Source organism: Amycolatopsis sp. w19, assembly GCF_051373225.1.
Taxonomy (GTDB): Bacteria; Actinomycetota; Actinomycetes; order Mycobacteriales; family Pseudonocardiaceae; genus Amycolatopsis; species Amycolatopsis japonica.
Genome location: NZ_JBPQFM010000012.1, coordinates 37,510 through 59,346 on the forward strand (window position 1 = coordinate 37,510; position 21,837 = coordinate 59,346).

Sequence of the window (21,837 nt, forward strand, 5' to 3'; positions counted from 1 at the left end):
CATTTCAGCGCAAGAACATGACAAGGGTCAGGAAGATTCCGCTCAGCCCCCTCCCGGAACAGAGGAATGTCATGAGAACGAGGCGCCTTCTGACGTACGCCGCCCTGTCCCTTCTTCTGGCCCCACCCGTCATCGCGAGCGAAGCCCCGACGGCTTTCGCGACTCCTGCCGCGGCCGCCGACGCGACGTACACGGCCAGCAGTCAGCTGCCCGGCTACGCCGTCTCGAACGTCGGCGACGGGAACCAGGCCACCTACTGGGAAAGCACGAACAACCAGTTCCCGCATTGGATCCAGGCCGACCTCGGCGCGGCCACGAACATCGCCCGGCTCGTGCTCAAACTGCCCTCCGGCTGGGAAGCCCGCACTCAGACGTTCTCGGTGCAGGGAAGCGGGAACGGCGCGAGCTTCAGCGATCTCGTCCCGTCGGCGGGCTACCGGTTCGACCCGGCGACGGGCAACACCGTCACCCTCGACATCACCGGGAACACCCGGTTCGTACGGCTGAACATCACCGCCAACACCGGCTGGCCGGCGGCCCAGCTCTCGGAGTTCGAACTGCACGGACCGGCGGGCGGGGACACGCAGCCGCCGTCCGCGCCCGGGAACCTCGCCTACACCGAACCGTCGAACGGCAAGATCCGGCTCACGTGGTCGGCCTCGACCGACAACACGGGCGTCGCGGGCTACGACGTGTACGCCAACGGGCAGCTGCGAGGCAGTGTCGGCGGTGACGTCCTGACCTACACCGACGACCAGCCGGAAAGCGCGACCGTCGCGTATTCCGTGCGGGCCCGCGACGCGGCGGGCAACCAGTCGCCGAGCAGCGGCACGGTGACCAGGACGGGAACGCGCGCCGGCACGAATCTCGCGCTGGGCAAGCCGATCACGGCGTCTTCGGTGCAGCATTCCTACGTCGCGGCCAACGCCAATGACGACTCCGTGACCACCTATTGGGAGGGGGCGGCCTATCCGAACCTGCTGACCGTGGCGCTGGGATCCAACGCCGACCTCGACCGTGTCGTGGTCAAGCTCAACCCGGATCCCGCGTGGGCCCAGCGCACGCAGACGATCGCGGTCGAAGGGCGTGACCAGGGGGCGGCCGCGTTCACCACGCTGGTGCCCGCGCAGACGTACACCTTCACCCCGTCGAGCGGCAATACCGTGACGATCCCGGTGAGTGGCCGCGCCGCCGACGTCCGGCTGCGGATCACCGCCAACTCCGGTGCTCCCGGCGGGCAGGCCGCGGAGTTCCAGGTTTTCGGTGTCCCAGCCCCGAATCCCGACCTCACGGTTTCGGGTGTTTCGTGGTCGCCGGCGAATCCGGTGGAGACCGACGCGATCACGGTGTCGGCGACCGTCCGCAACGCCGGGACCGCGGCGTCGGGTGCGACGAACGTGAACCTCTACCTGGGCACGGCGAAGGTCGGCACGGCACCGGTCGGCGTACTCGCCGCGGGCGCGTCGGCGACGGTCTCGGCGGACATCGGCACCCGGGAAGCGGGCAGTAACCAGGTCACCGCGAAGGTCGACGAGGCCAACGCCGTCGTCGAGCAGGACGAGGCCAACAACTCCTACAGCGGCTCGTACTCCGGCGCGATCGCCGCCGGGGCCACCGCGCCGCCGGTGAACGTCGGCACCTGGACCGCCGGGAACGGCCGGTACACGGTCAAGACCGTCGTCGCGAACGACGCCAATGAGTTGCCCGCGAAACAGGGCAACAACACGAGCACGCAGGCGTTGTTCGTCGGCCGTGGCGCGAACATGCCCTATGACATGTACGAAGCCGAAGACGGCGTGGTCGCGGGCGGCGCGTCCGTGATCGGTCCGAACCGGAAGATCGGCGATCTCGATGCCGGACGCCGCGGGTGGCGGCGGGCAGAACTCGACGCTGAACGTCTACGTCGACGGCACGTTCCTGAAGGCCATCGACCTGACTTCGCGCCACGCGTGGCTTTACGGCCCTGAAGCCTCTCCGCAGAACTCGCCGGGAGCCGGTCCCGCGCGGCACATCTACGACGAGGCCGGCATGCTGCTCGGCACGACCGTTCCCGCCGGGCACAAGATCAAGCTGCAGAAGGACGCCGGGAACGGCTTGAACTACGCGATCGACTTCGTGAACTTCGAGCTGGCCACGGCGGCCGCGAACCCCGACCCGGCGCGCTACGCCGTCCCGGCCGGGTTCACTCAGCAGGATGTGCAGGCCGCGCTGGACAAGGTGCGCCAGGATCCGAACCTCACCGGCGTCTTCCTGCCGCCGGGGCAGTATCCGATGACGAACAAGGTCACCGTGTACGGCAAGCCGATCACGGTGCTGGGCGCCGGGCCGTGGTTCACGAGGTTCACCGCGCCCGCCGGGCAGGAGAACACCGACATCGGGTTCGACGCGCAGGCGAGCGCGAGCGGTTCGACGTTCGGCGGGTTCGCCGTGTTCGGGAACTACACGTCCCGGATCGACGGGCCCGGCAAGGTCTTCAACTTCACGAACGTCACGAACATGACCATCGACGACGTCTGGGTGGAGCACCGGATGTGCCTGCTGTGGGCGACCAATGTGGACAACACGACGGTGAAGAACTCGCGGATCCGCGACATGTTCGCCGACGGCGTCAACTTCACCAACGGCAGCACGGGAAACCGGGTCACCGACAACGAGGCACGCTCCACCGGTGACGACAGTTTCGCGCTGTTCGCCGCCACGGACCTCAACGCGGGCAACCAGTACGACAACGTGTTCGAGAATCTGACCGTGCTGCTTCCGTGGCGCGCGGCCGGGCTGGCGGTGTACGGCGGGTACAGCAATACCTTCCGGAACCTCTACATCGCGGACACGTTGACGTACTCGGGGATCACGATCAGCTCGCTCGACTTCGGCTATCCGTTCCTCGGCTTCGGTCCACAGCCGACGACCGTCCAGAACGTCTCACTGGTCCGCGCCGGCGGACATTTCTGGGGACAGCAGACGTTCCCCGCGATATGGATGTTCTCTGCCTCCAAGGAGTTCCGGGGCATCCGGGTGTCCGATGTGGACATCCAGAGTCCGACGTACAGCGGCATCATGTTCCAGACCAAGTACTCCGGAAGCCGTCCGGAGAACCCGGTCGAGGACACGGTGCTGACGAACGTGTCGATCACCGGAGCGCACCGCAGCGGTGACGAGTTCGACGCGAAGTCCGGGATCGGGATCTGGGTCAACGAGCTGCCGGAACCGGGTCAGGGCCCGGCCGTCGGCTCGGCGACGTTCTCGGGGCTCACCCTGAGCGACAACGCCGAAGACATCCGGAACACGACGAGCACGTTCACCATCAACCGCAGCTGAGTGCCGCAACCGGCGGAATCGCCCGTTGCTGAAGTGCGGAATCCGTGCTTCACTTCTTGCCATGCCGTACCGACGGACTCCGAAGACGCAGGCCAGACTGGACTCGCAGCGAGGCGAGATCCTGGCCGCGGCCATCGCGCTCCTGGCCGAGACCGGCTACGCGGGCTGCTCCATGGCCGCGGTCGCCACTCAGGCGGGGGTGGGCACCGGCAGCGTGTACCGGCAGTTCCCGTCCAAGGCCGACCTCGTCGTCGAGGTCTTCCGCGAAGTGGTCTCGCGGGAGGTCGACGCCGTCGAGGCCGCCGCGTCCCAAGGCGACGTCCGCGAGCGGGTGGTCGCCGTGATCGAGACCTTCGCCGGGCGGGCGTTGAAGGCGCCGAGGCTGGCGTACGCGTTGCTCGCCGAGCCGGTCGACGCCGTGGTGGAGGCCGAGCGCCTGGTCTTCCGTCGCGCGTTCCGCGAGGTCATCGCCAGGAACATCGCCGACGGCGTGAAGCGGGGGTTGCTGCCTTCGCAGGACGCGGAAGCGACCGCCGCGGCACTGGTCGGCGCGGGCGCGGAGACGCTGGTCGGCCCGTTGGCCGGCGAGAGCGGACCGGACACCATCCCGCACCTGGTCACCTTCACCCTTCGCGCGCTGGGGGGCTCCGATGGCGTTTGAGACGCTCACGTACCGCGTCCAAGACCAGAAGGCCTACCTGACCCTGAACCGCCCCGAGCGGCTCAACGCGATCAACGACGTCATGCCCGGCGAGATCCGGCAGGCCGTGGAGCTGGCGAACGAGGACGACGCCGTCCGGGTGATCGTGGTGCGCGGCGAAGGCCGGTCGTTCTGCGCCGGCTACGACCTCAAACAGTTCGCCGAGGGCGACGCCGAAGGCCGCTGGAACCAGGGCCCGGTCTGGGATCCGATCAAGGACTACCGGGTGATGAAGCGCAACACCGACGACTTCTTCAGCCTGTGGCGGTCGCTGAAACCCACCATCTGCCAGGTGCAAGGGCACGCGATCGCCGGCGGCAGCGACATCGCGCTCTCGTGCGACGTGCTGATCATGGCGGCCGACGCGCGTCTCGGCTATCCGCCCGCGCGGGTCTGGGGCTGCCCGACGACCGCGATGTGGGTCTACCGCGCCGGTGCCCAGCGCGCGAAGCGGATGCTGCTCACCGGCGACACCATCGACGGTGCCACCGCGGCGGAATGGGGACTCGCGCTCGAGGCGCTGGAACCCGAAAAGCTCGAAGCCGCCGTCGAGGAACTGGCCGACCGGGTGGCAGGCGTGCCGACGAACCAGCTGGTGATGCAGAAGCTGATGATCAACCAGGCCTACGACAACATGGGCCTTTCGGGCACTCAGACACTCGCGACGCTTTTCGACGGCATCACCCGGCACAGCCCGGAAGGACGCTGGTTCCGCGAGTTCGCCGAACGCGATGGTTTCCACGAGGCGGTGGCCTACCGGGATTCCGGACAGGTCATCCCGGACGGCGGCGGACCGCTGCCGGAGCACACGGATCCAAGGAGGTCGTCATGACCGCGAACACCGAAAGCGAACGGGTCGCCGAGCGTCTGCAGCGCTCCTCCGCGCGGCTCTCCTACGACCCGGACGTCGATGTCGACTGGCTGGCACCCTTGGTCGACGGCGCGTACGGCAAGACGCCGGAACGCTGTTCCTTGTACGGCACCGCATTGTGGGACCGGCTCGACGATGGGCAGCGCGCCGAACTGAGCCGTCAGGAGGCGGCGGCCGCCGCCGCGTCGGGCATCTGGTTCGAGCTGATCCTCATGCAGGGCCTCGTGCGTCACGTCTACAACAGCGACCCGACCACCCATAACGCGCAGTACGCGCTCACCGAGATCGCCGACGAATGCCGTCACAGCACCATGTTCGCCCGCTCGATCGAGAAGAGCGGCGGTGTCGTCCGGCGTCCGAGCCGCACGGCGCACCGCGCGGGCAAGGTGTTCGGCGCGGTCTGCGGTCCGGCGCTGCTGTTCGCCGGCGCCATCTACGTCGAAGAACTCGCCGACGGCATGCAACGCGAGATGATGCGCGACGACAGCCTGCAGCCGATGATCCGGATGATCTCCCGCATCCACGTCATCGAAGAGGCACGCCACATCAGCTTCGCCAAGGACGAACTGGGCCGGGCCTGGGCCCGTCACGGTCGCGTCGGCCGTGAACTGATCCGCTGGGCGATCGCCGGGATGGCCTACGTGGCGACGTCGGAGTTGTTGCACCCCAAGGCATACACCTCCGTCGGCCTCGACCCGCGCGAGGCCCGCCAGGTCGCCACCTCGAACCCGCACTGGCGCCGGACCAAGGCGGCGTGGGCGGCCAAGGCCGTCGACTACTTCACCGAGATCGGCCTCATCGGCGGCCCGAGCCGACGGCTCTGGCGCCGCGCCGGCGTCCTCGACTGAACGAAAAGGAAGGCAACTCCATGTCCGCACGCACCGGCAAGCTCCTCGGCCTCGGCATCGCCGCGACCGGGCTCGCCCACTTCGCCGCTCCGGCCGCTTTCGAACCCGTGACGAAGATGGCCTTCGCCGACGACGTCCGCAACTGGACCTACCGCAACGGCGCCACCGAACTCGCCATCGGCCTGGCGATCGCGGCCCGCCCCACGCGGAAGGCGGGCGTCGCCGGGCTGGCCGTCTACGCCGGATGGCTGGGCAAGCGGGTCCTCACCCGGCGCTGACATCCCGCTGGCTCATCGAACGTGGGTGGCGCAGTGGGAGCGCGCCACCCCGAACAGAGCCGGGCCCGGGCTTGCTGATCAAGGAGGTCCGCTAGTGGGTCTGGGCTCCCGTGGAGCTTGTGGCACTCCACCGGATCCCGTAAGCGAATCCCGGGGTGAGATGCCGGAACTCGGCCTGCACCTCACCGGAAGCGTCCGGCGTCAGTTGCGTACCCATCACCTCGGTGTCCCTGGCATCGTCTTGGAACACACGCTCAAGGCGCGAGACGCGAACCGGCGCAGGACTGGCGAATCGGAGGTGGAGGATGAACAAGTCGACCGGATGCCGGGGTACGCACACGAAATGCGAGTACCTGAAGGGGGCGCGGAACCGCAGAGCAAATTCATGTCGTTCGCCGCGAGAGAGCTGCCTAGGAAGACGTAGGCCGAGCCCGACCCGTTCGCTCGATTCCATGGCACGGGCGGTCAGCACCCCACCGTAGAACACGTCTACCCTCAGATCACTCCCACTGCTGCGGCCACCGCGCCCGTGGGCGCCTAGCGTCAACGCGAGGTCAAGCTCAGAAGTGTGGTCGGTGTCGGCGACGATTCGGCGAAACTCAAACGTCTCGGGTGTCGGTTGATCGAGTGCGACCATCACCCGGAGTTCCTCGGTGTGCCAGAGCCTGCCTGGCTGTTCAGGCTCTGGGGAACGAACGCCGCCCAAGGCCAGGACCGCAAGCTGGTCCATCCCCTCATCGATGCGGCGGCGGGCGGTGCGGTCGTCGCGATCCAAGGTATGGGCCAGCCACCTCACTCGATCCTGATAGAAAGGATGTCCAGCCTCTTCGTGCATCGCGAGGGCGGCCAGCACCGCGAGACGTAGGTCGTTCGGCAACGTCCTCGCTAGCGTCAGCAGGCCTTCTGTGATTTTGCGTCTGACCTCCGCGTTATCGTCGCCTTCGGAGATCCGGAATGTGGTTTGCAAGGCAGGCCCGGCGCGTTCGCGGAGCTGTGGTGCGGCGACGCCTCTGCCCCGGCGAAGCAATCTGAGCTCGCCGCTCAGATCGGCCACGCTGACCGTCATTTCGGGATTTTCACGTACGCGGAAATCTTCGAACTGAGAGCGGCCGCACGGGAGTCGACTCCTGTCGTGCTGTACTCAGGGACCGTCGAAAGCAGCCCCCGCGCGGCCGCGCTCACACTGCCCACCCGGGGCGAAGCCTGCTGAGCCTTCGCCCGAGCTGTCCTGCGGCCAAGCAAGTAGCACCTGAAGCGGCGAGAGCCACTTCCAGTGTGTAGCCACGGGTGATCAAGAATCCTGTGAAGGCCTGGATCAGGATCACGATGACGACTGCTTCGCGGAGATGGCGTGCTGGAGCTCCAGGAAATGGATCGGGCGTGCAGGGGCGATCCTTGTGTGCCGGTGCCATTGTTCTGTGAAATCCTCTCTGTATCGACCTAGGCTGTACATCCACAGACATGTGGCGAAGGTTGCAGCCTTGCCACGTGGACGGCTTGAGTCTTGCGCAGAGTGTTCATGATCGGAAGAGTGACTACGGAGCGTCAGATCATGGTTGCAAGGCTGAAGGGGCCGCCGGCTGCAACCGGGGCCCCTTCGGCGACTCGCCTAGGTCGATAGACAGATCGCAACAGTCAGGATCGCTGACCGGCTCGACGATGTCGTGTGTTGTCATGCTTTTGACCAGGTTTTGTCCACTTTTTGCCCATGGGTGTCCGGTCCCACTGGTGACTTGGCTTGGCGTGAATACTGGTCAGTGCCGGATTGCGCCGTCCCATGTCCGGATCGTGAATCCTGCCTGAGTGATGCCGTCTCGGCAAGGCCTTCGCCGCGGCGAACTTCGAGGCTTCAGGGCGCCTCGGGTGCGAGCTATCTTGAATAGTATTCGGAAGTAAATTCGATCCCTGCGGTCACGTTGGCCGCGGATCGGCCCGGTGAACGATCGTAGAGGGTGAAGCGTTGAGTATTTCCTTCTCTGTAACACCTTCAAGTCCGACGTAGTGCCCTGGTCCGCTGTCTGCGGGCAGAACCGGCACGCCTCGAGAACGAGGCGTGCCGGTGCCCGGTGATCAGGAGCCGGTCTGCTGCCTGATCCAGCTCAGGTGCTGGGCGATGCCGGTGTAGAGGGTGCTGGTGGCGCATTCGCCGCCGTTGTCGCCGGGGCCGTGGGTCTCCCCGACCAGCGTCCAGCGTCCGGTGGTGCCGACGACCGCCGGTCCGCCGGAATCGCCGTGGCAGGCGGAATGCCCGCGGTCACCGGAGATGCAGACGTCACCGGAGCCGCCACCGCCGGCGTAGCAGGAGCTGCTGGGAAGCACCCGGAGGTCGATCTGGCGCAGTGTGGTCGGGGTGCTGCAGCTCGGCCAGCTGGTGCATCCCCAGCCGAGAAGACGCGCGGTGGTGTTCGGCGCGGGGTTGCTCGTGGCCATCGCGACCGGAGTGGCGCGGACGGCCGTGGACAGGTGCATGAGGGTGAGGTCGGTACCCGGCTTGTTGACGCGGCGGTCGATCCTGCCGACTTCGCCGCCGGAGTACTTGTTCGTCGAGCCGATCCGGCCCTGCGACGCGCCGCCGCAGTGGGTGGCCGTCACGATCCATTGGGGCGCGACGAGGCTGCCGCCGCAACCGTTGTTGAGCGAGACCATGAAACTGTAGGTCTCCGTGGCGGTGCCCCCGCCGATGATCGAGGGCTGGACACCCGAATCCGTTTGGGCTTGGGCGATCCCGGGCGTGGACACCGCGAGTGCCGCAGCCAGGAACCCGAGAGCGATTGAAGCGATTTTCCGCATGGTTGCTCACCTTCGGGCGGCCGAGCCGCCTGGTGGTCGGGGAGGAACAAGGGCGATGCCGGCCGCCCAAATGTTTCCGACGACGGGAGAGCCGGAATACCTTCCTAGGTAGTAAGACGAAAGTCGCGGATCGTTCCGGCCGGAACCAGGCGCGCGGAACCCCGGCCTGCCTCCCCATTTCCGCCATTGGCGGGCTTTCGCGATGGAAAGCCCGGAATGTTCACGGTCTGGATCAGAGAGTTCGGATGGCCATTGATCCATGCTTTGGAATGGTTTCTCCGAATTGTCCGAAAGATCAGGGACATTCTCGAAAGGTGTGCACTCGAAGATTATGTGCGAAGTGCTTTATCGAGGTCGTCCGGCTCGACGCCGAGTTCGGCGCGGGCGATGTCCGGGTCGAGGACCATGGCGGTGGCGTGCAGTTCACTCCATTGCGCCGGGTCGAAACCGAGAGTGAATCCTTGACGGCGTTGGCGTATCCCTGCCCAGCGGAGCAGCAGTTCGACGGCGATCCGATGCAGTTTCCAGACGCGTTTCGGAGGGCGGCCGCTCGCGGTCGCGAGACGCGTGAAGAGATCGGCCCAAGGGAGATTCGCCGTGACGAGCGGGTAGTTCCCGTTCGCGCGACGTTCCAATGCGGCGACTGCCGCTCGCGCGGTCTGGGTGACGGTGACGACCGCGGTGGTGCCGGGGTAGGCGAGGATGTCCGCATCACTGACGGCCATGCTGCGCAGCATGGGTTCGAGAGGTGATCGCCTGCCCGGAGTCGTGCCCGCCACGTACGGAAGTTCGAGAATCGCCACCGAGGTTTCCGCGGTGACGGCGGCGCGGGCGCGCTCGGCTTGGTCGATTCTGCTCGAGATGTACGGACTGCGTTCGGCCAACCGGAGTTTCGGGTGTTCGCGCTGGAGGCTGGCGTAGAAACTGCCGAGGATGACGGCGCGGTCGGTCTGCGCCCGGCAGCCGGCGGCGAGCAACCTGGCGACCGGTGCGACATTGGCATCGTGGAAGAACGCGGCGATGTCGGCGCCGCGCGGTGCGGCGACGGCGGCGGCCGATGCGACGACGATGCCCTGATGACCGGCGACGATCGCCTCGAGTCGTTCCTCGGACATGTCGGTGAGGTCACCCAGTCGGACTGCGACCGAGTCGGGAAGGTTCGTAGGTGGCTGGCGGACCAGCACGGTGACGGTGTGCCCGCGTGCCAGCAGTTCGCGCACGACGTGCTGTCCGATGAAGCCGCTTCCGCCTGTTACCAGTACCTTCATAGGCCTTCCTTTCATCCGGTGAACCCGAGAACGACCTGGGCCAGCAAAGCCGAGGTGAAGAAGGAACCGGCGAAAACGAGAAGCGTCACGACGACCGCGCGCCAGCTCAGGGTCCGCAGGATCCTCAACTGCCGGACGGTCACGCACAGCCCGACGCAGCTGAGCACGGCGGTCGCCAGCGTCAGCAGGTCGACGGCGGACAGGACGCGCACCATGGTCGCCGACCACGGCAGTCCCGGAACGGTCAGCACGGCACCGACGAGCGCCGCCCACAGCACGGTCGGCACGAACCGGCCGGTCCGGTCACCGAGCATCCGCACTCCGAAGGCGAGGGCCAACAGCAAGAGCATTCCCGGCGCCGCATGCCATCCCGCGGTGACGAGCAGGAGCACGGTCACGGCCAAGCCGGTCACCAGCCGAGAGGGCACGACGGTCGCCGCCGGCTCGGCGGTGTCCCCGGAGACCAGCCGATTCCGTACGGCGGTGGGGGAACGGTACAGCCGTTCCAGCACCGGAAGGACGATGAAAGCGCCCAGCAGCACGGTGGTGATGTAGGTCAGCACATCACTGGCCGTCGCCAGCGCGACGATGTCGTCCTGGGGCAGGTCGCGGGAACCGTGCGCGAGCGAACCCGCGCAGGAGATCGTCATGCCCCCGCTGCCGACCCCGCAGGCCATCGCCAGCGCCGTGGAACTGAACAGCGGAATCGCCGAGCCGATGCCCGCGAGTGCCGAGAAGAACAGGGACCCGAAGAGTGTGCCGCTGATGTAAGTGGCGAGAACGCCGGAACCCTCCGGGCCGGAGATGCCGTATCGCTCGGTCACCAGGGCGATGCTGGGTTCGCGGCCGATGGAGAACGTGGCGCCGATACTCGCGCGGCCGAAGCCGAGCAGTAAGGCCGCAGGGAAAGCCAGCAGCGCCGTCCCCGCCTTTCCGAGGCTCTGCACGAGGATCGCCGGTCCGGCCTCGACGATCGTGGGGAGCGCCGTACCGAGCACGACTCCGGCTCGCACCACGAAGACCACCGTCAGCAGTTGCAGGAGTTGCCCGGCGCAAGACCAGATCGGTGCGGCCGCCTCCGGACGTCGCCAGGACAGCGACAGATTCAGGGAGACCGTGATCACGAAGGCGAAGAAAAGCGGAAGCAGGACGAGCGCGAACGAGCCGATCCGTAGTTCCAGCGCGCCCGCGTACTCGGTTCCCACAGTGACCAGCGCGCACAACGCGGTCACCCCGATGGCGACCGCCGTCCCGGCGTTCGATGGTCTGGACATGGCCGTCGTCCCCCTCCCGGAACCACCATGTCCGATGATCATGGCCTCTCGGTGGCTCCTTGGCCAGGACGGCCTGCCCGGTCTGCGGTTTTCCGCCCTGGCGCAAGAGTCTCGACCGGCCGGCGAGGCGGGCGGCAAGCTGTTCCCATGCCCGTGAAGGGCCAAGGGGAGGGGAACGATGATCCGGAAAATGATGCTCGTCGGCGGCGCGATGATCTCGGCGCTGGTACTGGGGACCTCGACCGCGGAGTCGGCGACCGGCTACACCATCTGGCAGGGAAAGGACTACGCGCAGTACGACACCGTCCGCGATGCCGCCGCGGTGTGCGACGAGGAGCAGGACGGCAACGGCGTCTACGCCGAGTACAACCAGAAGAACGGGACGAAGCTGACCATCGGCGACAGCAATGGTTCGAAGGTCGGCTGCGGCAACGCCACGATCCCGGACGTGACGTCCTTCCGGATCTGCGAGGACGACGCGGGGGACGACAGTTGCTCGCTGTGGCGGATCGTGCGCTGAGGGGTCAGCCCAGCAGCGCGGCACCCATCGGCGTGAGGTTGTGCAGCACCACGGCTCCGTGGCGCCGGCTGGCGATGAGCCCGGCTTCGCGGAGCACCGTGGTGTGCCGCGAAACCGCGGCCGCCGAAATGCCGAGCCGGTCGGCGAGTTCGCCGCTGGTGGGGCAGCCCGCGACCGCGTACAGGACGGCGGCGCGGGTCCGGCCGAGCAGGGTGGCCAGGTGTTTCGGCAGGGGAGCGGGCTCGTGCTCGTGGGACACCGGGAAGACGAGGACCGGTGGAAGGTCGTCGTCGGCGAGGGCGACGGGGGTGTCCCAGCAGAAGTAGGACGGGACGAGCCGGATACCGCGACCGTCGAGATGGAGGTCGCGGTCGACGGGGTAGCGCACGGTCAGGACCGGTGCCTCCCAACGGAAAGCGGGCCGGAGCGACTCGAGAAGGCCGAGGGTTCCGCTTTCGCCGGCGAGCCGTGACCGCAAGGCCCGGTCGGTGTCGACCTGGGTCCGCACGTTCGTCCATTGTGGAGCGACCAGGGTGTCGTGGGCGATCTGGAGCGCCCCGGCGACCTGATCGAGCGCCGCGCTCGCCCCCGCCGCCAGCCCCTGCGTCCAACCGGGCAGGCGGTGGTGCTTCGCCATCAGCGCGACTTCGCGCCCGAGCCGATCCGCCGGCGTCCCACGGAGCGCGGACAGCCCCGCCTTCAACCCGCACGCGGCCTCGGCGGGGGTGAGGAAGTCCGGGAAGTACCGGGCAGGCGGCGCGATCGCCTGCAGGAACCGCACCGCGGCCCTGGCGTCACGCTCCCGCAGGCCTTCCCGCACCCGCCGCCGCCAGCGCGCGAAGGCGGGAACGCCGTCGAGCGTGAGCTTCTGCATGGCCAAAACCGTTTCCCACAGCGGATCCGGTGCGGCCGCGACGCGGACACGGGCCAGGTCACGGTCGGTGAAATGAATACGAAGCATGACGCCTCCCCCATGGAGTCGTCATTCATTTATCACATCGGAGGGGAACATGAAGGGCATTCTGAGCAGGAACCTGCGGCGGGCGGCCACGGCGATCGCGGTGGCGTCGGCCGCGACACTGGCGTTCACAGGCACCGCCTCGGCGGCGACCGGCGCGGCCACCGCATCCGGGAGCGAGGTCTACGGATCGGCCAACTGGACCTGGACGTTCAGCGGGATGACGGGCATCAACATGGCCGTGCGGGACACGAAATGCGACGGCAACCCCGTCTACGTGTTCTTCGAGGCCGACCTCGGCATGGGGACCATCGACCCGACGCCGTACCGCTGGAACGAGAGCGGATGCGGCACCACGAGCTACTGGAGCAACCTGAAGTACAACTCGGGCACCAAACTGACCAAGGTCCGCGTCGTAACCTGCGTGGACGACGCGGGTTGGGACACCTGCTACCGGAGCGGATGGCAGTACAACCGCTGATTCGTAACCGGGGCGGTCATACGATCGAAGCCCACCGACGGCACCCGGCAATCCCGGCCGAACCGTTGGTGGGCTTCGTGTGGGAACTGTGCGCCATCAGGGACTCGAACCCCGAACCCGCTGGTTAAGAGTCGGCACGTTCGGCAACGTGTTCGCGCCCGCTCGGCGCTCCGGAGGCGTTCGCCCGCACAGAGAAGCAGTGGCCAGCGGTGCCCCGGCCGCCAACTGGATACTCGACTCGAACAGATGCGGACGGGCGCCCGTCATTCAGGCCCTCACCGCTCTCGTCGCCCAGCCGGGGTGAGGGGCCGGATCGACTTTGGGGCGATCTGGAAGGCTCGCAAAGGATTCTGCCATCGCGGAGGGGGCTCAGTGGCGTTTGGGGGGTCCCGGTCGTGGTTTCGGGCGGGATGCACGGAGTCGGATGGCGTTGAGGTCGGCTGTCCCGTCTGCCACGGTTTTGGCGAGGTCCGACAAGCGCAGGTTGTGCGAGCGGGCATGGTCGCGCAGCGCGGTGAAGGCGTCTTGCATGGTCAATCCCGCGTGTGCCGAGAGCACCCCTTTGGCCTGTTCGATGATGACGCGGCTGTTCAGCGCGGTCTGCAGTTGTTCGGAGAGGATCGCGCTGTCGTGGACCGCCCGCTGCTGCAGCAGGCCGATGGTGGCGACGTCGGCAAGGGCTTGGCCGAGCAGCACGCTGGTGTCGTCAACGCCGTCGCTGTGGGTGTTGAGCATGTTCAGCGACCCGATCACGGTGTGGCGTAACCGCATGGGGACCGCGTAGGCCGCTTGGAAGCCGGCCGCGCGGGCGGCGGGTCCGAAGCGTGGCCACCGGGCGCCCTCGCCGGCCAGATTCGCGCTCGAGACCGGCAGGCCGGTGCGTACGCAGTCCAGGCATGGACCGTCCTCGGCCTGCACAGCGAATAGTTCGAGCAGCCGGGCCTGCTCGGAGGAGGCGGCCGCCATGGCCAGCTTGCCCTTCTGATCGGAGAGCACGACACCCGCCGCGGCGATGTCCAACAGTTCCACACAGCGCTCGACAAGACTGTTCAGGAACTCCAACATGTCGAATTCATCGACGAGCGTGTCCGCCAGTTCCACGAACACTCGCGCCAGCCGTCGTTCGTGCCGGTCGTTCATCGCCGCTCACTTCCCTCACCGTTGCGTTGCCGCTTGAAGGTCATTCTTCTTCCAGGAACAGTTCGCGATCCACGATTCGCTGGGCCACCACCGCGATCGGCATGTCGTTGGCGTACGCGTAGCCGCGGATGCGCAAGAGCGCTGCCTGCATGGTGACGCCGAGGTCGTACTTAACTATCCCTGTCGCCTGGTGGACCTCGGCGTGAATGTCGGTGATCCAGCCCAGATCGTCGTGGGCGTGCCCGGCGGTCTCGGACAAGACCGCCTCGAAGGTCATCTCGGCCAGAATCAGCGCGGCGGCGGTCTGTCGTGAACTCAGCTGCCCAGCCGTGGTGCGGTAGCAATCCAACGATCCCAGCCGGATGGCGCCCAATGACAGGGGGAACGCGAACACCGCCGCCGCCCCGGCGGCCTGGGCGCCGGAGGTGAAAGCGGGCCACCGCGATGCCGTCACGATCAGGTCAGGCGCCAGTATCGCGGTGCCGGAGATGACCGCCTCCAGGCCTGGGCCTTCTCCCACGGTGAATTGCAGTTCCTCCAGACGGGCGGCGGTCGCATCGGTGGCACGAACCAGGCGCTGCTGCGTGGCCGGGGTGCCTGCCTGAGAGATCAGGGTCACCCAGACTCCGGAGACGGCCAGTTCCGCCACGGCCAGTGCGCAGATCTCAGCGACGGCCGAGGAGTTGCCGTCGCCGTTCGCCGTCAGCAACGACCGCAGCCGTCGCCGCTGATCCTCGGTCACCAGCCGCCCCTTTCGTGATCACTTCCTGAAGCGTCTTGACCACCAGATGACCCGAACTCGTAGACACTACCCAGATTCGTCCTGAGTGGCGTGTCGGCGGAGCGGTCGGCCGGGTGGTGAGACTTCGCACTCCTGAGCTGAAACGGCGACGAGCAGGGCGCCGAGGATGCCGGCGGTGGCCAGGCCGGTCGCGAGGGCGAGGGCGGCGGCCGCGCCGGCGATGACCGGTACGAACGCGCAGAGGAAGAGCGAGCGTGCTCAACGGGACGCCCATGATGAGCAGCCCCAGGCCGATGCCGGCGGCGTCGCTGAAGGCGACGGCGGCGGTGCCGCGGATGTTGTAGTTCTCCCACGGTCACCGCCGTGTGAGCGCGCCCGAGGCTATCGCCGACTTGTTCCGGTCGAGCATGGCGGTCAGGTCAGCGTGACCACCGCGCCCGCCAGGTAACGGCAGGCGTGAACGGCCGGCCAGAATCCTACGACCGTGAGGGTGGCCACGACGGCCAGCAGGCGCCGGCTGCGGAGACCGTAGGGCACCATGGACGGCCTTTCGGGAGCGCCGATGTCGTTCGACACGGGTCGATCGGCCAAGCGTGCCTCGGACGGGGCCGGGCCGCCAGACGATCGCGGCAGGTCGCCGCCGTCCGCCGCGGAACGGCTGTCAGCGCGACACGCGCTGCGAAGAACTTCCCGGAAACGAATTCCCGGGCCTCTCGATTCGACAAGAGCTGCAGAGCGCCGTGATCCGTCCAAGGTCTGAACCGGGAACATCTGCGGGTAGGCCGCCGTTATACCTGATAGGTCGTCTGAACGCCGGCACGAGCGCGGCGGCCTTGAGGAGCATCAGCACGTCGAGTTCGAGCCCACCAGGGGCAGACGGCCTGCCGTCCGGCAGCGTCCGCGTCGCCCGACGGCTCAACGACCTCAACCGGCTTCCCCGGCCGTGGCCGCCGGGAACGTGCCGAGACCACAGCACCGATCAGCACGTCTCCAGCCGCGCACGACCAGTGTGCGTGTTGCCCCAAGTTTCGGCCCGCTGCCGGCGGGTACCCCCTACTCGATGGCCCAGGCCCCGCCATCAAGGCGAGCCATCGAAAGAGCGATTGATATGACACAAGCATTGGAACGCCCCCGAACACAGGCCCAGCGGACCGCTGAGCCGCTCCTGTCCGGGGAGCAGTCCGGTACCGAAAACTTTCTCGTCAAGTTGTTCGCGGTGGTGCCGTTGGTGGCGCTGGCCGCGTCCGTCCCCTTTGCGTGGGGGTGGGTCTTGGCTGGGTGGATCTCGGTCTGGCCGCGGGGTTCTACTTCCTCACGGGTCTTGGTGTGACCGTCGGTTTCCACCGCTATTTCACTCATGGTGCTTTCAAGGCCAGTCGTGGTCTGCGGGTCGTTCTTGCGGTCGCGGGCTGTATGGCCATGCAGGGTCCGGTCATCGGCTGGGTGGCTGACCATCGGCGGCATCACGCCTTCGCTGATCGGGAGGGTGATCCGCATTCCCCGTGGCGGTTCGGCACGTCCCCGGCCGCGCTGGCGCGTGGTTTCTGGTATGCCCATATGGGTTGGTTGTTCGAGCGTGAGAAGACCAATGCTCGGCGGTTCGCCCCGGATCTGCTGGCCGATCGTGATATCGCCCGGGTCGATCGCCTGTTCCCGCTGCTGACTGTTGTGACGTTGCTCGCGCCGGCCGTTCTTGGTGGTGTGATCACTTTGTCGTGGTGGGGTGCGGTCACGGCGTTCTTCTGGGCGAGTCTGGTCCGGGTGGCTTTGTTGCACCATGTCACGTGGTCGGTGAACTCGTTGTGTCACATGATCGGTGACCGGCCGTTCGCCGCGCGGGACAAGTCCGCGAATTTCTGGCCGTTGGCGATCGCTTCGATGGGTGAGTCCTGGCATAACTCCCACCATGCTGATCCCACTGGTGCCCGGCATGGGGTCCGCCGTGGTCAGCTCGATATCTCCGCGCGGTTGATCTGGCTGTTCGAGAAGGCGGGCTGGGCGACGGACGTCCGCTGGCCGAAGGTCGACCGGCTCGGCCGCAAACTCAACCCCGGCCACTCGCTGTCACTCCGCGGAGTCGGCAAACTGGAACGCGGACTTCTCGGCGAGACACCCACCAATAAGCAAAACGACGAGCGGCCGGCGGGCAGCCGATCATGAACACCGTTCGTTCCGTGCGCGCCGCCGCGCCCCACCATGAGGAGATCCGGCTGCGGGTGAACCTGCGGTCGGTGGCGGGCACGTCGACGGCGCCTGGTGGCCGCGCTCCCGTGACTCGGGCGTCGAGTTTCCGGCCGTGATCGCGGCGGTGCGGGGCCAGGACGGCTGGGAGGTCGCCCACCGCGAACCCGTGGTGGACGGCCGGCTCGTGCGCCTCGAAGGATTCCACGCCATGCACGCGAACACCGTGACCCTGATCGGCTCGCAACAGCGGCGCCTCACCCTGCTCGTCGTCGCGCCGCACACGTCCTCGGTTGCGGCAGATCCCGATTCCACAGCGAGTGTCGAAGACATCCTCGCCGGCCATGGCTCCGAGGAGCCAAGAGACACGTGACCTCCGCGATCGGCACCGATGGGCAGTCGATCGCCAGGGCGCGCAAACGTCCGGAGCAACCAGCGGTGAAATTGCTGTCTTGACCCGGATTTCATCGGCTGGCCGCTTACCGCCGTCGAATACGAGGGAAATGTGGTGTACAGCCGAAAATACACGTTGAGCCCCGTGCCCCGACGGTTGTGGTCGCGTGATCAGGTGGCGGAAGTGCCCGAACTCGCCACGGTGCCCGCCGCCTGGACTGGCCCGGTATGGCGCATGGGGTTCTCCCCGGCGGGCTGGGCGGTCTCGGAAGGAACGCAGCCTGGAACCGACTGCCCTTCCCGGGTGACAGTCGCATGTGGACAGTCCTTGTCGGACTCCGCCGCGCTTCAGCGTGAGGTTGCCACGAGAAAGGTGAAGTGCCCGTCGATGTCCTTGCGGACATCGAGGAACTTGTCGGAGAGGAGGACGCGGGTCTCACGTGCGAGGAATACCTGGGTTCCCGCGGCGTCGATGACGTCGTCGCCGGGCGCTGGATGCGCGGCGATCTCGACGGAGAGCGCGGCGCCGTCTTCGGGGAGGCCGTTCAGCGTCATACGCAGACCGCCCCGTACCCGGACATCCTGAGCGGTGGTGAGATGGTTGATGGCTTCGGCGGCGGACTCGGTGATCGTGAACATCGGAGACTCGCTCTCTGCCACCTGACGGTGGGATACTGCCGACTGTACGCCGTTGCCGTGCCGGTGACCCGAATCAAGAAGCCGGTCCGGAAAGACGATTCTTGCCCCGCCGGCGCGGTAGAATGCGAGACGACAGCGCCGGAGTGCCCAGACACCGCCCTCACGACGATCGACCATCGACCTGGCCGCCTCTGTCCCTTGGCCGTGCGCATGTCCTTCCGCGCGCTGAGGTTCATCAAGCGGTCGGGAATGTCTGGAGCCCCGATCGTGAAACTCATAACGCTCGACCTTCGTCGTTCGCGCCGTCGGCGGCCGTCGTCCGAACCGCTCGACGCGGCTCCCACGGCAGATGGCGGCAACCGGGACAGAACGGGGCTCGGTGTGGTCCGCGCGGTCATGGAGTTCCCGGCCGGGGGTGGTGGGCCCCCGGTGCGCCTGCCCCCACCGTTGACGGTGGCGGTCGAGCATCTCGGCCGGGCAGTGGTGCTCGCCGTCGACGGCGATGTCGACCTTCACACCGCGCCTGTGGTGCAACGCGCGATCGAATCGCTCTTGGACACCCGACCGCGACGGCTGGTCGTCGATCTGACCCTCGTCCGGTTCCTCAATTCCGCGGGGTTGGAGGTGCTGCTCGCCGCGCACCGGCGAGCGGGGCGGGACACCGACCTGCGCATCGTCGCCACCACGCGCGCCGTCTGGCGGCCCCTTCAGCTCACCCGCCTGCACGAACAGCTGATCATCCACGCCTCACTCCCGGCGGCTATCGCCGCGCCCTCGAGAACGACGGACGAGGACCGTGCTGGTGGATGCGGTCGGCGAGAGAACTGACGATCTCGAACACGACGGACAAACGGGAGCGAAGTATGTCGTCCTCGGTGAACGTGCCGCGGGCGGGATATCGCCACGATCGGGTCACCTCGAACCGATCTCCGTGGTTCGGAGGGTGCCTCGCGGCTGCGTCAGGATCTTGCCTCACAAGGGAAGGGAGCAGTCTCACGGCGATCGAGAGCACCAGTGCGTCCACGCTCGCCGGTTGCATCCGGCTGCGATGGCTGCAATGGTCGATGGCTACCCGCGTCGTTTCCGCACACCCGGCCGGTGGCGTCACCGCTCCAGACCGCGGCGGACCGTCCGTTCGTCCGTCTCGTCAGGAGGCGGGGTACCGCGTGGGGCGCACACCGAGACGTTTCCCGGCGGTGGATTGATGGTGATACAGCACCGAAAGCCGCGATGAGCGTTACCGAGGACAGTCGGTCACCGTACGACAGAGGCCCCAGCGGGATCGCCCGCTGGGGCCTCCGTCGCACAACGGCCGTCGGGTCAGCCGGTGCAGTTGGGGACCGCCGGGGCGCTCCCGGCGCAGTTGCCGGGTGTGTTGGCGGTGATGGGCGCGTTGTTGGTGGTCATGGTGCCGTTGCTCCGGTAGACGCCGCCTGCGGTGAGCACTGCGTGGTTCGTGGTCACGGTGGTCTGGGTGATGGTCGTCGCGGTCGATTCGACCGCTGCGATGCCACCGCCCTGGGCGCCGCTGTTGCCGCTGATGAGCATCGGGGTGCCGGAGACTCCGGTGGTGGTCAGTGTGCCGCGGAGGCCGTTGTAGATGCCGCCGCCCTGGAGCAGCGCGGTGTTTCCGAGAACGCTGCTTCTGGTGAACGACGCGGCGGGTGCCGTGCCGGACGGGGTGTCGGCGTTGGCGAGGCCGCCGCCGGCGAGCGTGGCGTGGTTGCCGCTCAGGCTGCTGGTGGTGAGTGTCACGGCGCCGCGGTTGAAGATGGCGCCGCCGTTGCCGACCACGCTGCCGTTGGTGAAGGCGACCGAGGTGGTCAGTGTGAGGTTGCCGGTCGGGCCGACCTCGGCGATCCGGAAGGGCTGCAGCGCGGTGCGCGTGATGGTCGCCGGACCGAGTAGTTCGATCGGTGTGGTGATGACCGGCAGTCCGTTGGCGGGCCCGCCGTGCGGGGAGGTCAGTGCGTAGGTGCAGCCGCCTGCCAGTGTCAGGGTGTCACTGTCGACTGTGGAGTTGGCGAGGTTGATGGCGGCGACGAGAGCGTTTTCACCGCACGCCACGGGAATGGTGGTGGCCTGCGCCATGGGGGCCAGGATGAGCATGCCGCCGGTCAGGGTGGCGGCGCCGATGACGGCCCGCAGAATGCCACGGTTTCTTCGCATCACATCTTCTTTCCTGGAAACGACTCCGCTGGGATTCGAGCAGGAAACGGCGGTCATCCGACACATCCGGGAACAGGAGAGGGGCTGCCGGTGCAATTGGTCGCGGTGTTGGCGGTCACCGTGGAGGTGTTCAGCGTCGCCGAACCCGCCACGTAGTAGATCCCACCGGGATTCACCGTCGCGGCGTTGGAGTTGACCACGCTGCTGGTGAGTGTGAGCGTCCCGTTCACACTGGCGATTCCGGCGCCTTGGCCCGCGGTGTTGCCGTTGACCGTGCTGCTGGTGAACGTCGCCGCGGCCGGGGTTCCGGTGCTGTACAAGGCGCCGCCTCGGCCGTTGGCGGCGTTGCCGGACAACGCGCCGCCGGTGAGGGTGACCGCGCCGAAGCTGAGGATGCCGCCGCCGTCGTCGTTGCCCGCGGCGGCCGCGTGGCCGTTGCTGATGGTGACCGCTTTGAGCGTGATTCCGCCGGTGGGTGCCACCTGGGCGATGCGGAAGGAGGTCGCTGCCGGTGCGCGGGTGATGGTGTTCGCGTTGCCCTCGAAGATGATGGGCGAGGTGATGATGGGAAGGCCGGCCGGACCGTGCACACCGTCGTCACCGTGGCCGCTGCTGAGGACGTAGGTGCAGCCCGGGGTCAAGGTTATGGTGCCGCCTCCCGCCGCGTTGGCCGCGTCGACCGCGGAGACCAGCGCCGCCTCGTCACAGGGGACCGATTCGGCACCGGCTTGCGCCGATGCGGGCAGGAGGACCGCCGATCCGGTCGCCAGGGCAATGGTGCAGGCAAAAATGGGTAACGTGCGATTGTGTCGCATTTTGACTTTCCTGAATCCGAGACCGATGGTGGAGGAGCAAGAAGCTCAAACGTCCCGCTGGAAAGCGGTCACCGGCGGCCAATGAACAACCACCTTGGATCCTACACCCGTTGGCCGGAAATAGACAGGGAAGCGGTCTTGGTGCCGTGTGTCGGCTTTCGGCAATGGGAATTCGGAAGGTTTCGCAGCGAATATCGCGGGTAAGGGATTGGTGGCGCACCGCGGAAAGCGCGTGTTCCCGCAATGGATACTCCGAAATCGGCTCCAGGATCGGTGTGGCCGCCGATGCGGAACGGAAGGACGACTTGGCCAGTATGTCGGGCGTGAGGCACGTCCTCCGAAGTTTCCGAGGCGAGCCGATTCCGTTCTCGCCTTCACCGACGGATTCGCCGGCCGCCGCTTGGTGCCGGGAGGTCGTTGCCGGGCCCGCGCTCCATGTTCCGGCCGCCCTC

The 21,837-nt window shown here is 67.3% G+C and carries 19 protein-coding genes and 3 pseudogenes; 11 read left to right on the forward strand and 11 right to left on the reverse strand.

Annotated elements, in window-relative coordinates:
• Nucleotides 1–165 precede the first annotated feature (165 nt).
• The 5 genes and pseudogenes from ACSMFO_RS23005 (at nt 166) to ACSMFO_RS23025 (ending at nt 6,015) form a co-directional block, all read left to right on the forward strand.
• Nucleotides 166–3,318, forward strand: a pseudogene (locus tag ACSMFO_RS23005) (hypothetical protein).
• Nucleotides 3,319–3,379: 61 nt separating this feature from the next.
• Complete coding sequence (locus ACSMFO_RS23010; protein WP_436460463.1) at nt 3,380–3,979, forward strand: TetR/AcrR family transcriptional regulator; 600 nt, start codon at nt 3,380–3,382, stop codon at nt 3,977–3,979.
• A complete protein-coding gene (locus tag ACSMFO_RS23015) occupies nt 3,969–4,850 on the forward strand; it encodes a crotonase/enoyl-CoA hydratase family protein (RefSeq protein ID WP_436460464.1) in 882 nt (293 codons plus the stop codon). The genes ACSMFO_RS23010 and ACSMFO_RS23015 overlap by 11 nt, the downstream gene beginning before the upstream one ends.
• A complete protein-coding gene (locus ACSMFO_RS23020) occupies nt 4,847–5,737 on the forward strand; it encodes an AurF N-oxygenase family protein (protein WP_436460465.1) in 891 nt (296 codons plus the stop codon). Before ACSMFO_RS23015 ends, ACSMFO_RS23020 begins: the two co-directional genes overlap by 4 nt.
• 20 nt (nt 5,738–5,757) lie before the next feature.
• Entirely contained in the window at nt 5,758–6,015 is a 258-nt protein-coding gene (locus ACSMFO_RS23025; protein ID WP_037341666.1) for a hypothetical protein, read from the forward strand.
• A gap of 91 nt (nt 6,016–6,106) precedes the next feature.
• Here the strand turns inward: ACSMFO_RS23025 and ACSMFO_RS23030 are convergent, their stop codons facing one another.
• The 4 genes from ACSMFO_RS23030 to ACSMFO_RS23045 all read right to left on the reverse strand — a co-directional run bounded on the left by ACSMFO_RS23030 (nt 6,107) and on the right by ACSMFO_RS23045 (nt 11,347).
• On the reverse strand, nt 6,107–7,081 hold the full coding sequence (locus tag ACSMFO_RS23030) for a hypothetical protein (RefSeq protein WP_436460466.1): 975 nt from the start codon (nt 7,079–7,081) through the stop codon (nt 6,107–6,109).
• Between the two features lie 1,004 nt (nt 7,082–8,085).
• Complete coding sequence (locus ACSMFO_RS23035) at nt 8,086–8,805, reverse strand: S1 family peptidase (RefSeq protein WP_073848191.1); 720 nt, start codon at nt 8,803–8,805, stop codon at nt 8,086–8,088.
• A gap of 329 nt (nt 8,806–9,134) precedes the next feature.
• A complete protein-coding gene (locus tag ACSMFO_RS23040) occupies nt 9,135–10,073 on the reverse strand; it encodes an NAD-dependent epimerase/dehydratase family protein (RefSeq protein WP_436460467.1) in 939 nt (312 codons plus the stop codon).
• A gap of 11 nt (nt 10,074–10,084) precedes the next feature.
• Complete coding sequence (locus ACSMFO_RS23045; protein WP_436460468.1) at nt 10,085–11,347, reverse strand: DUF3100 domain-containing protein; 1,263 nt, start codon at nt 11,345–11,347, stop codon at nt 10,085–10,087.
• Between the two features lie 178 nt (nt 11,348–11,525).
• Between ACSMFO_RS23045 and ACSMFO_RS23050 the strand changes: the two genes are divergently transcribed.
• The gene (locus ACSMFO_RS23050; RefSeq protein ID WP_436460469.1) at nt 11,526–11,867 is read left to right on the forward strand and encodes a hypothetical protein; all 342 of its coding nucleotides are present in this window, start codon (nt 11,526–11,528) and stop codon (nt 11,865–11,867) included.
• Nucleotides 11,868–11,871: 4 nt separating this feature from the next.
• Here the strand turns inward: ACSMFO_RS23050 and ACSMFO_RS23055 are convergent, their stop codons facing one another.
• A complete protein-coding gene (locus tag ACSMFO_RS23055) occupies nt 11,872–12,828 on the reverse strand; it encodes an ArsR/SmtB family transcription factor (RefSeq protein ID WP_436460470.1) in 957 nt (318 codons plus the stop codon).
• A 49-nt stretch (nt 12,829–12,877) separates the two neighbouring features.
• Here ACSMFO_RS23055 and ACSMFO_RS23060 point away from each other — a divergent pair, with 49 nt between their 5' ends.
• Nucleotides 12,878–13,306 (forward strand): hypothetical protein, encoded by a 429-nt coding sequence (locus ACSMFO_RS23060; protein WP_436460471.1) that lies wholly within the window; start codon nt 12,878–12,880, stop codon nt 13,304–13,306.
• A 369-nt stretch (nt 13,307–13,675) separates the two neighbouring features.
• On the opposite strand, the gene ACSMFO_RS23065 is transcribed toward ACSMFO_RS23060, so the two are convergent.
• The 3 genes from ACSMFO_RS23065 to ACSMFO_RS23075 all read right to left on the reverse strand — a co-directional run bounded on the left by ACSMFO_RS23065 (nt 13,676) and on the right by ACSMFO_RS23075 (nt 15,779).
• Nucleotides 13,676–14,446, reverse strand: coding sequence for a GAF and ANTAR domain-containing protein (locus ACSMFO_RS23065; protein WP_436460472.1), 771 nt, complete (start codon nt 14,444–14,446; stop codon nt 13,676–13,678).
• 40 nt (nt 14,447–14,486) lie between these two features.
• Entirely contained in the window at nt 14,487–15,188 is a 702-nt protein-coding gene (locus ACSMFO_RS23070; protein WP_436460473.1) for a GAF and ANTAR domain-containing protein, read from the reverse strand.
• Between the two features lie 414 nt (nt 15,189–15,602).
• Nucleotides 15,603–15,779, reverse strand: coding sequence for a hypothetical protein (locus ACSMFO_RS23075; RefSeq protein WP_436460474.1), 177 nt, complete (start codon nt 15,777–15,779; stop codon nt 15,603–15,605).
• A 517-nt stretch (nt 15,780–16,296) separates the two neighbouring features.
• Between ACSMFO_RS23075 and ACSMFO_RS23080 the strand changes: the two are divergent.
• From ACSMFO_RS23080 to ACSMFO_RS23090, 3 genes and pseudogenes are all read left to right on the forward strand, one after another.
• A pseudogene (locus ACSMFO_RS23080) lies at nt 16,297–17,348 on the forward strand (acyl-CoA desaturase).
• Entirely contained in the window at nt 17,345–17,488 is a 144-nt protein-coding gene (locus ACSMFO_RS23085; protein ID WP_436460475.1) for a hypothetical protein, read from the forward strand. Before ACSMFO_RS23080 ends, ACSMFO_RS23085 begins: the two are co-directional and overlap by 4 nt.
• Nucleotides 17,482–17,742 (forward strand): annotated as a pseudogene (locus ACSMFO_RS23090) (DUF5994 family protein); the annotation flags it as partial. The gene ACSMFO_RS23085 and the pseudogene ACSMFO_RS23090, both read left to right, overlap by 7 nt.
• A 368-nt stretch (nt 17,743–18,110) precedes the next feature.
• Here the strand turns inward: ACSMFO_RS23090 and ACSMFO_RS23095 are convergent.
• Nucleotides 18,111–18,578 carry a hypothetical protein gene (locus tag ACSMFO_RS23095; protein WP_436460476.1) on the reverse strand — a complete coding sequence of 156 codons (468 nt, stop codon included), beginning with the start codon at nt 18,576–18,578 and terminating at the stop codon, nt 18,111–18,113.
• 90 nt (nt 18,579–18,668) lie between these two features.
• Here ACSMFO_RS23095 and ACSMFO_RS23100 point away from each other — a divergent pair, with 90 nt between their 5' ends.
• Nucleotides 18,669–19,229 (forward strand): STAS domain-containing protein, encoded by a 561-nt coding sequence (locus ACSMFO_RS23100; RefSeq protein ID WP_436460477.1) that lies wholly within the window; start codon nt 18,669–18,671, stop codon nt 19,227–19,229.
• A 492-nt stretch (nt 19,230–19,721) separates the two neighbouring features.
• On the opposite strand, the gene ACSMFO_RS23105 is transcribed toward ACSMFO_RS23100, so the two are convergent.
• On the reverse strand, nt 19,722–20,570 hold the full coding sequence (locus ACSMFO_RS23105) for a hypothetical protein (RefSeq protein WP_436460478.1): 849 nt from the start codon (nt 20,568–20,570) through the stop codon (nt 19,722–19,724).
• Between the two features lie 53 nt (nt 20,571–20,623).
• Nucleotides 20,624–21,385, reverse strand: coding sequence for a hypothetical protein (locus ACSMFO_RS23110; RefSeq protein WP_436460479.1), 762 nt, complete (start codon nt 21,383–21,385; stop codon nt 20,624–20,626).
• Nucleotides 21,386–21,837 lie beyond the last annotated feature (452 nt).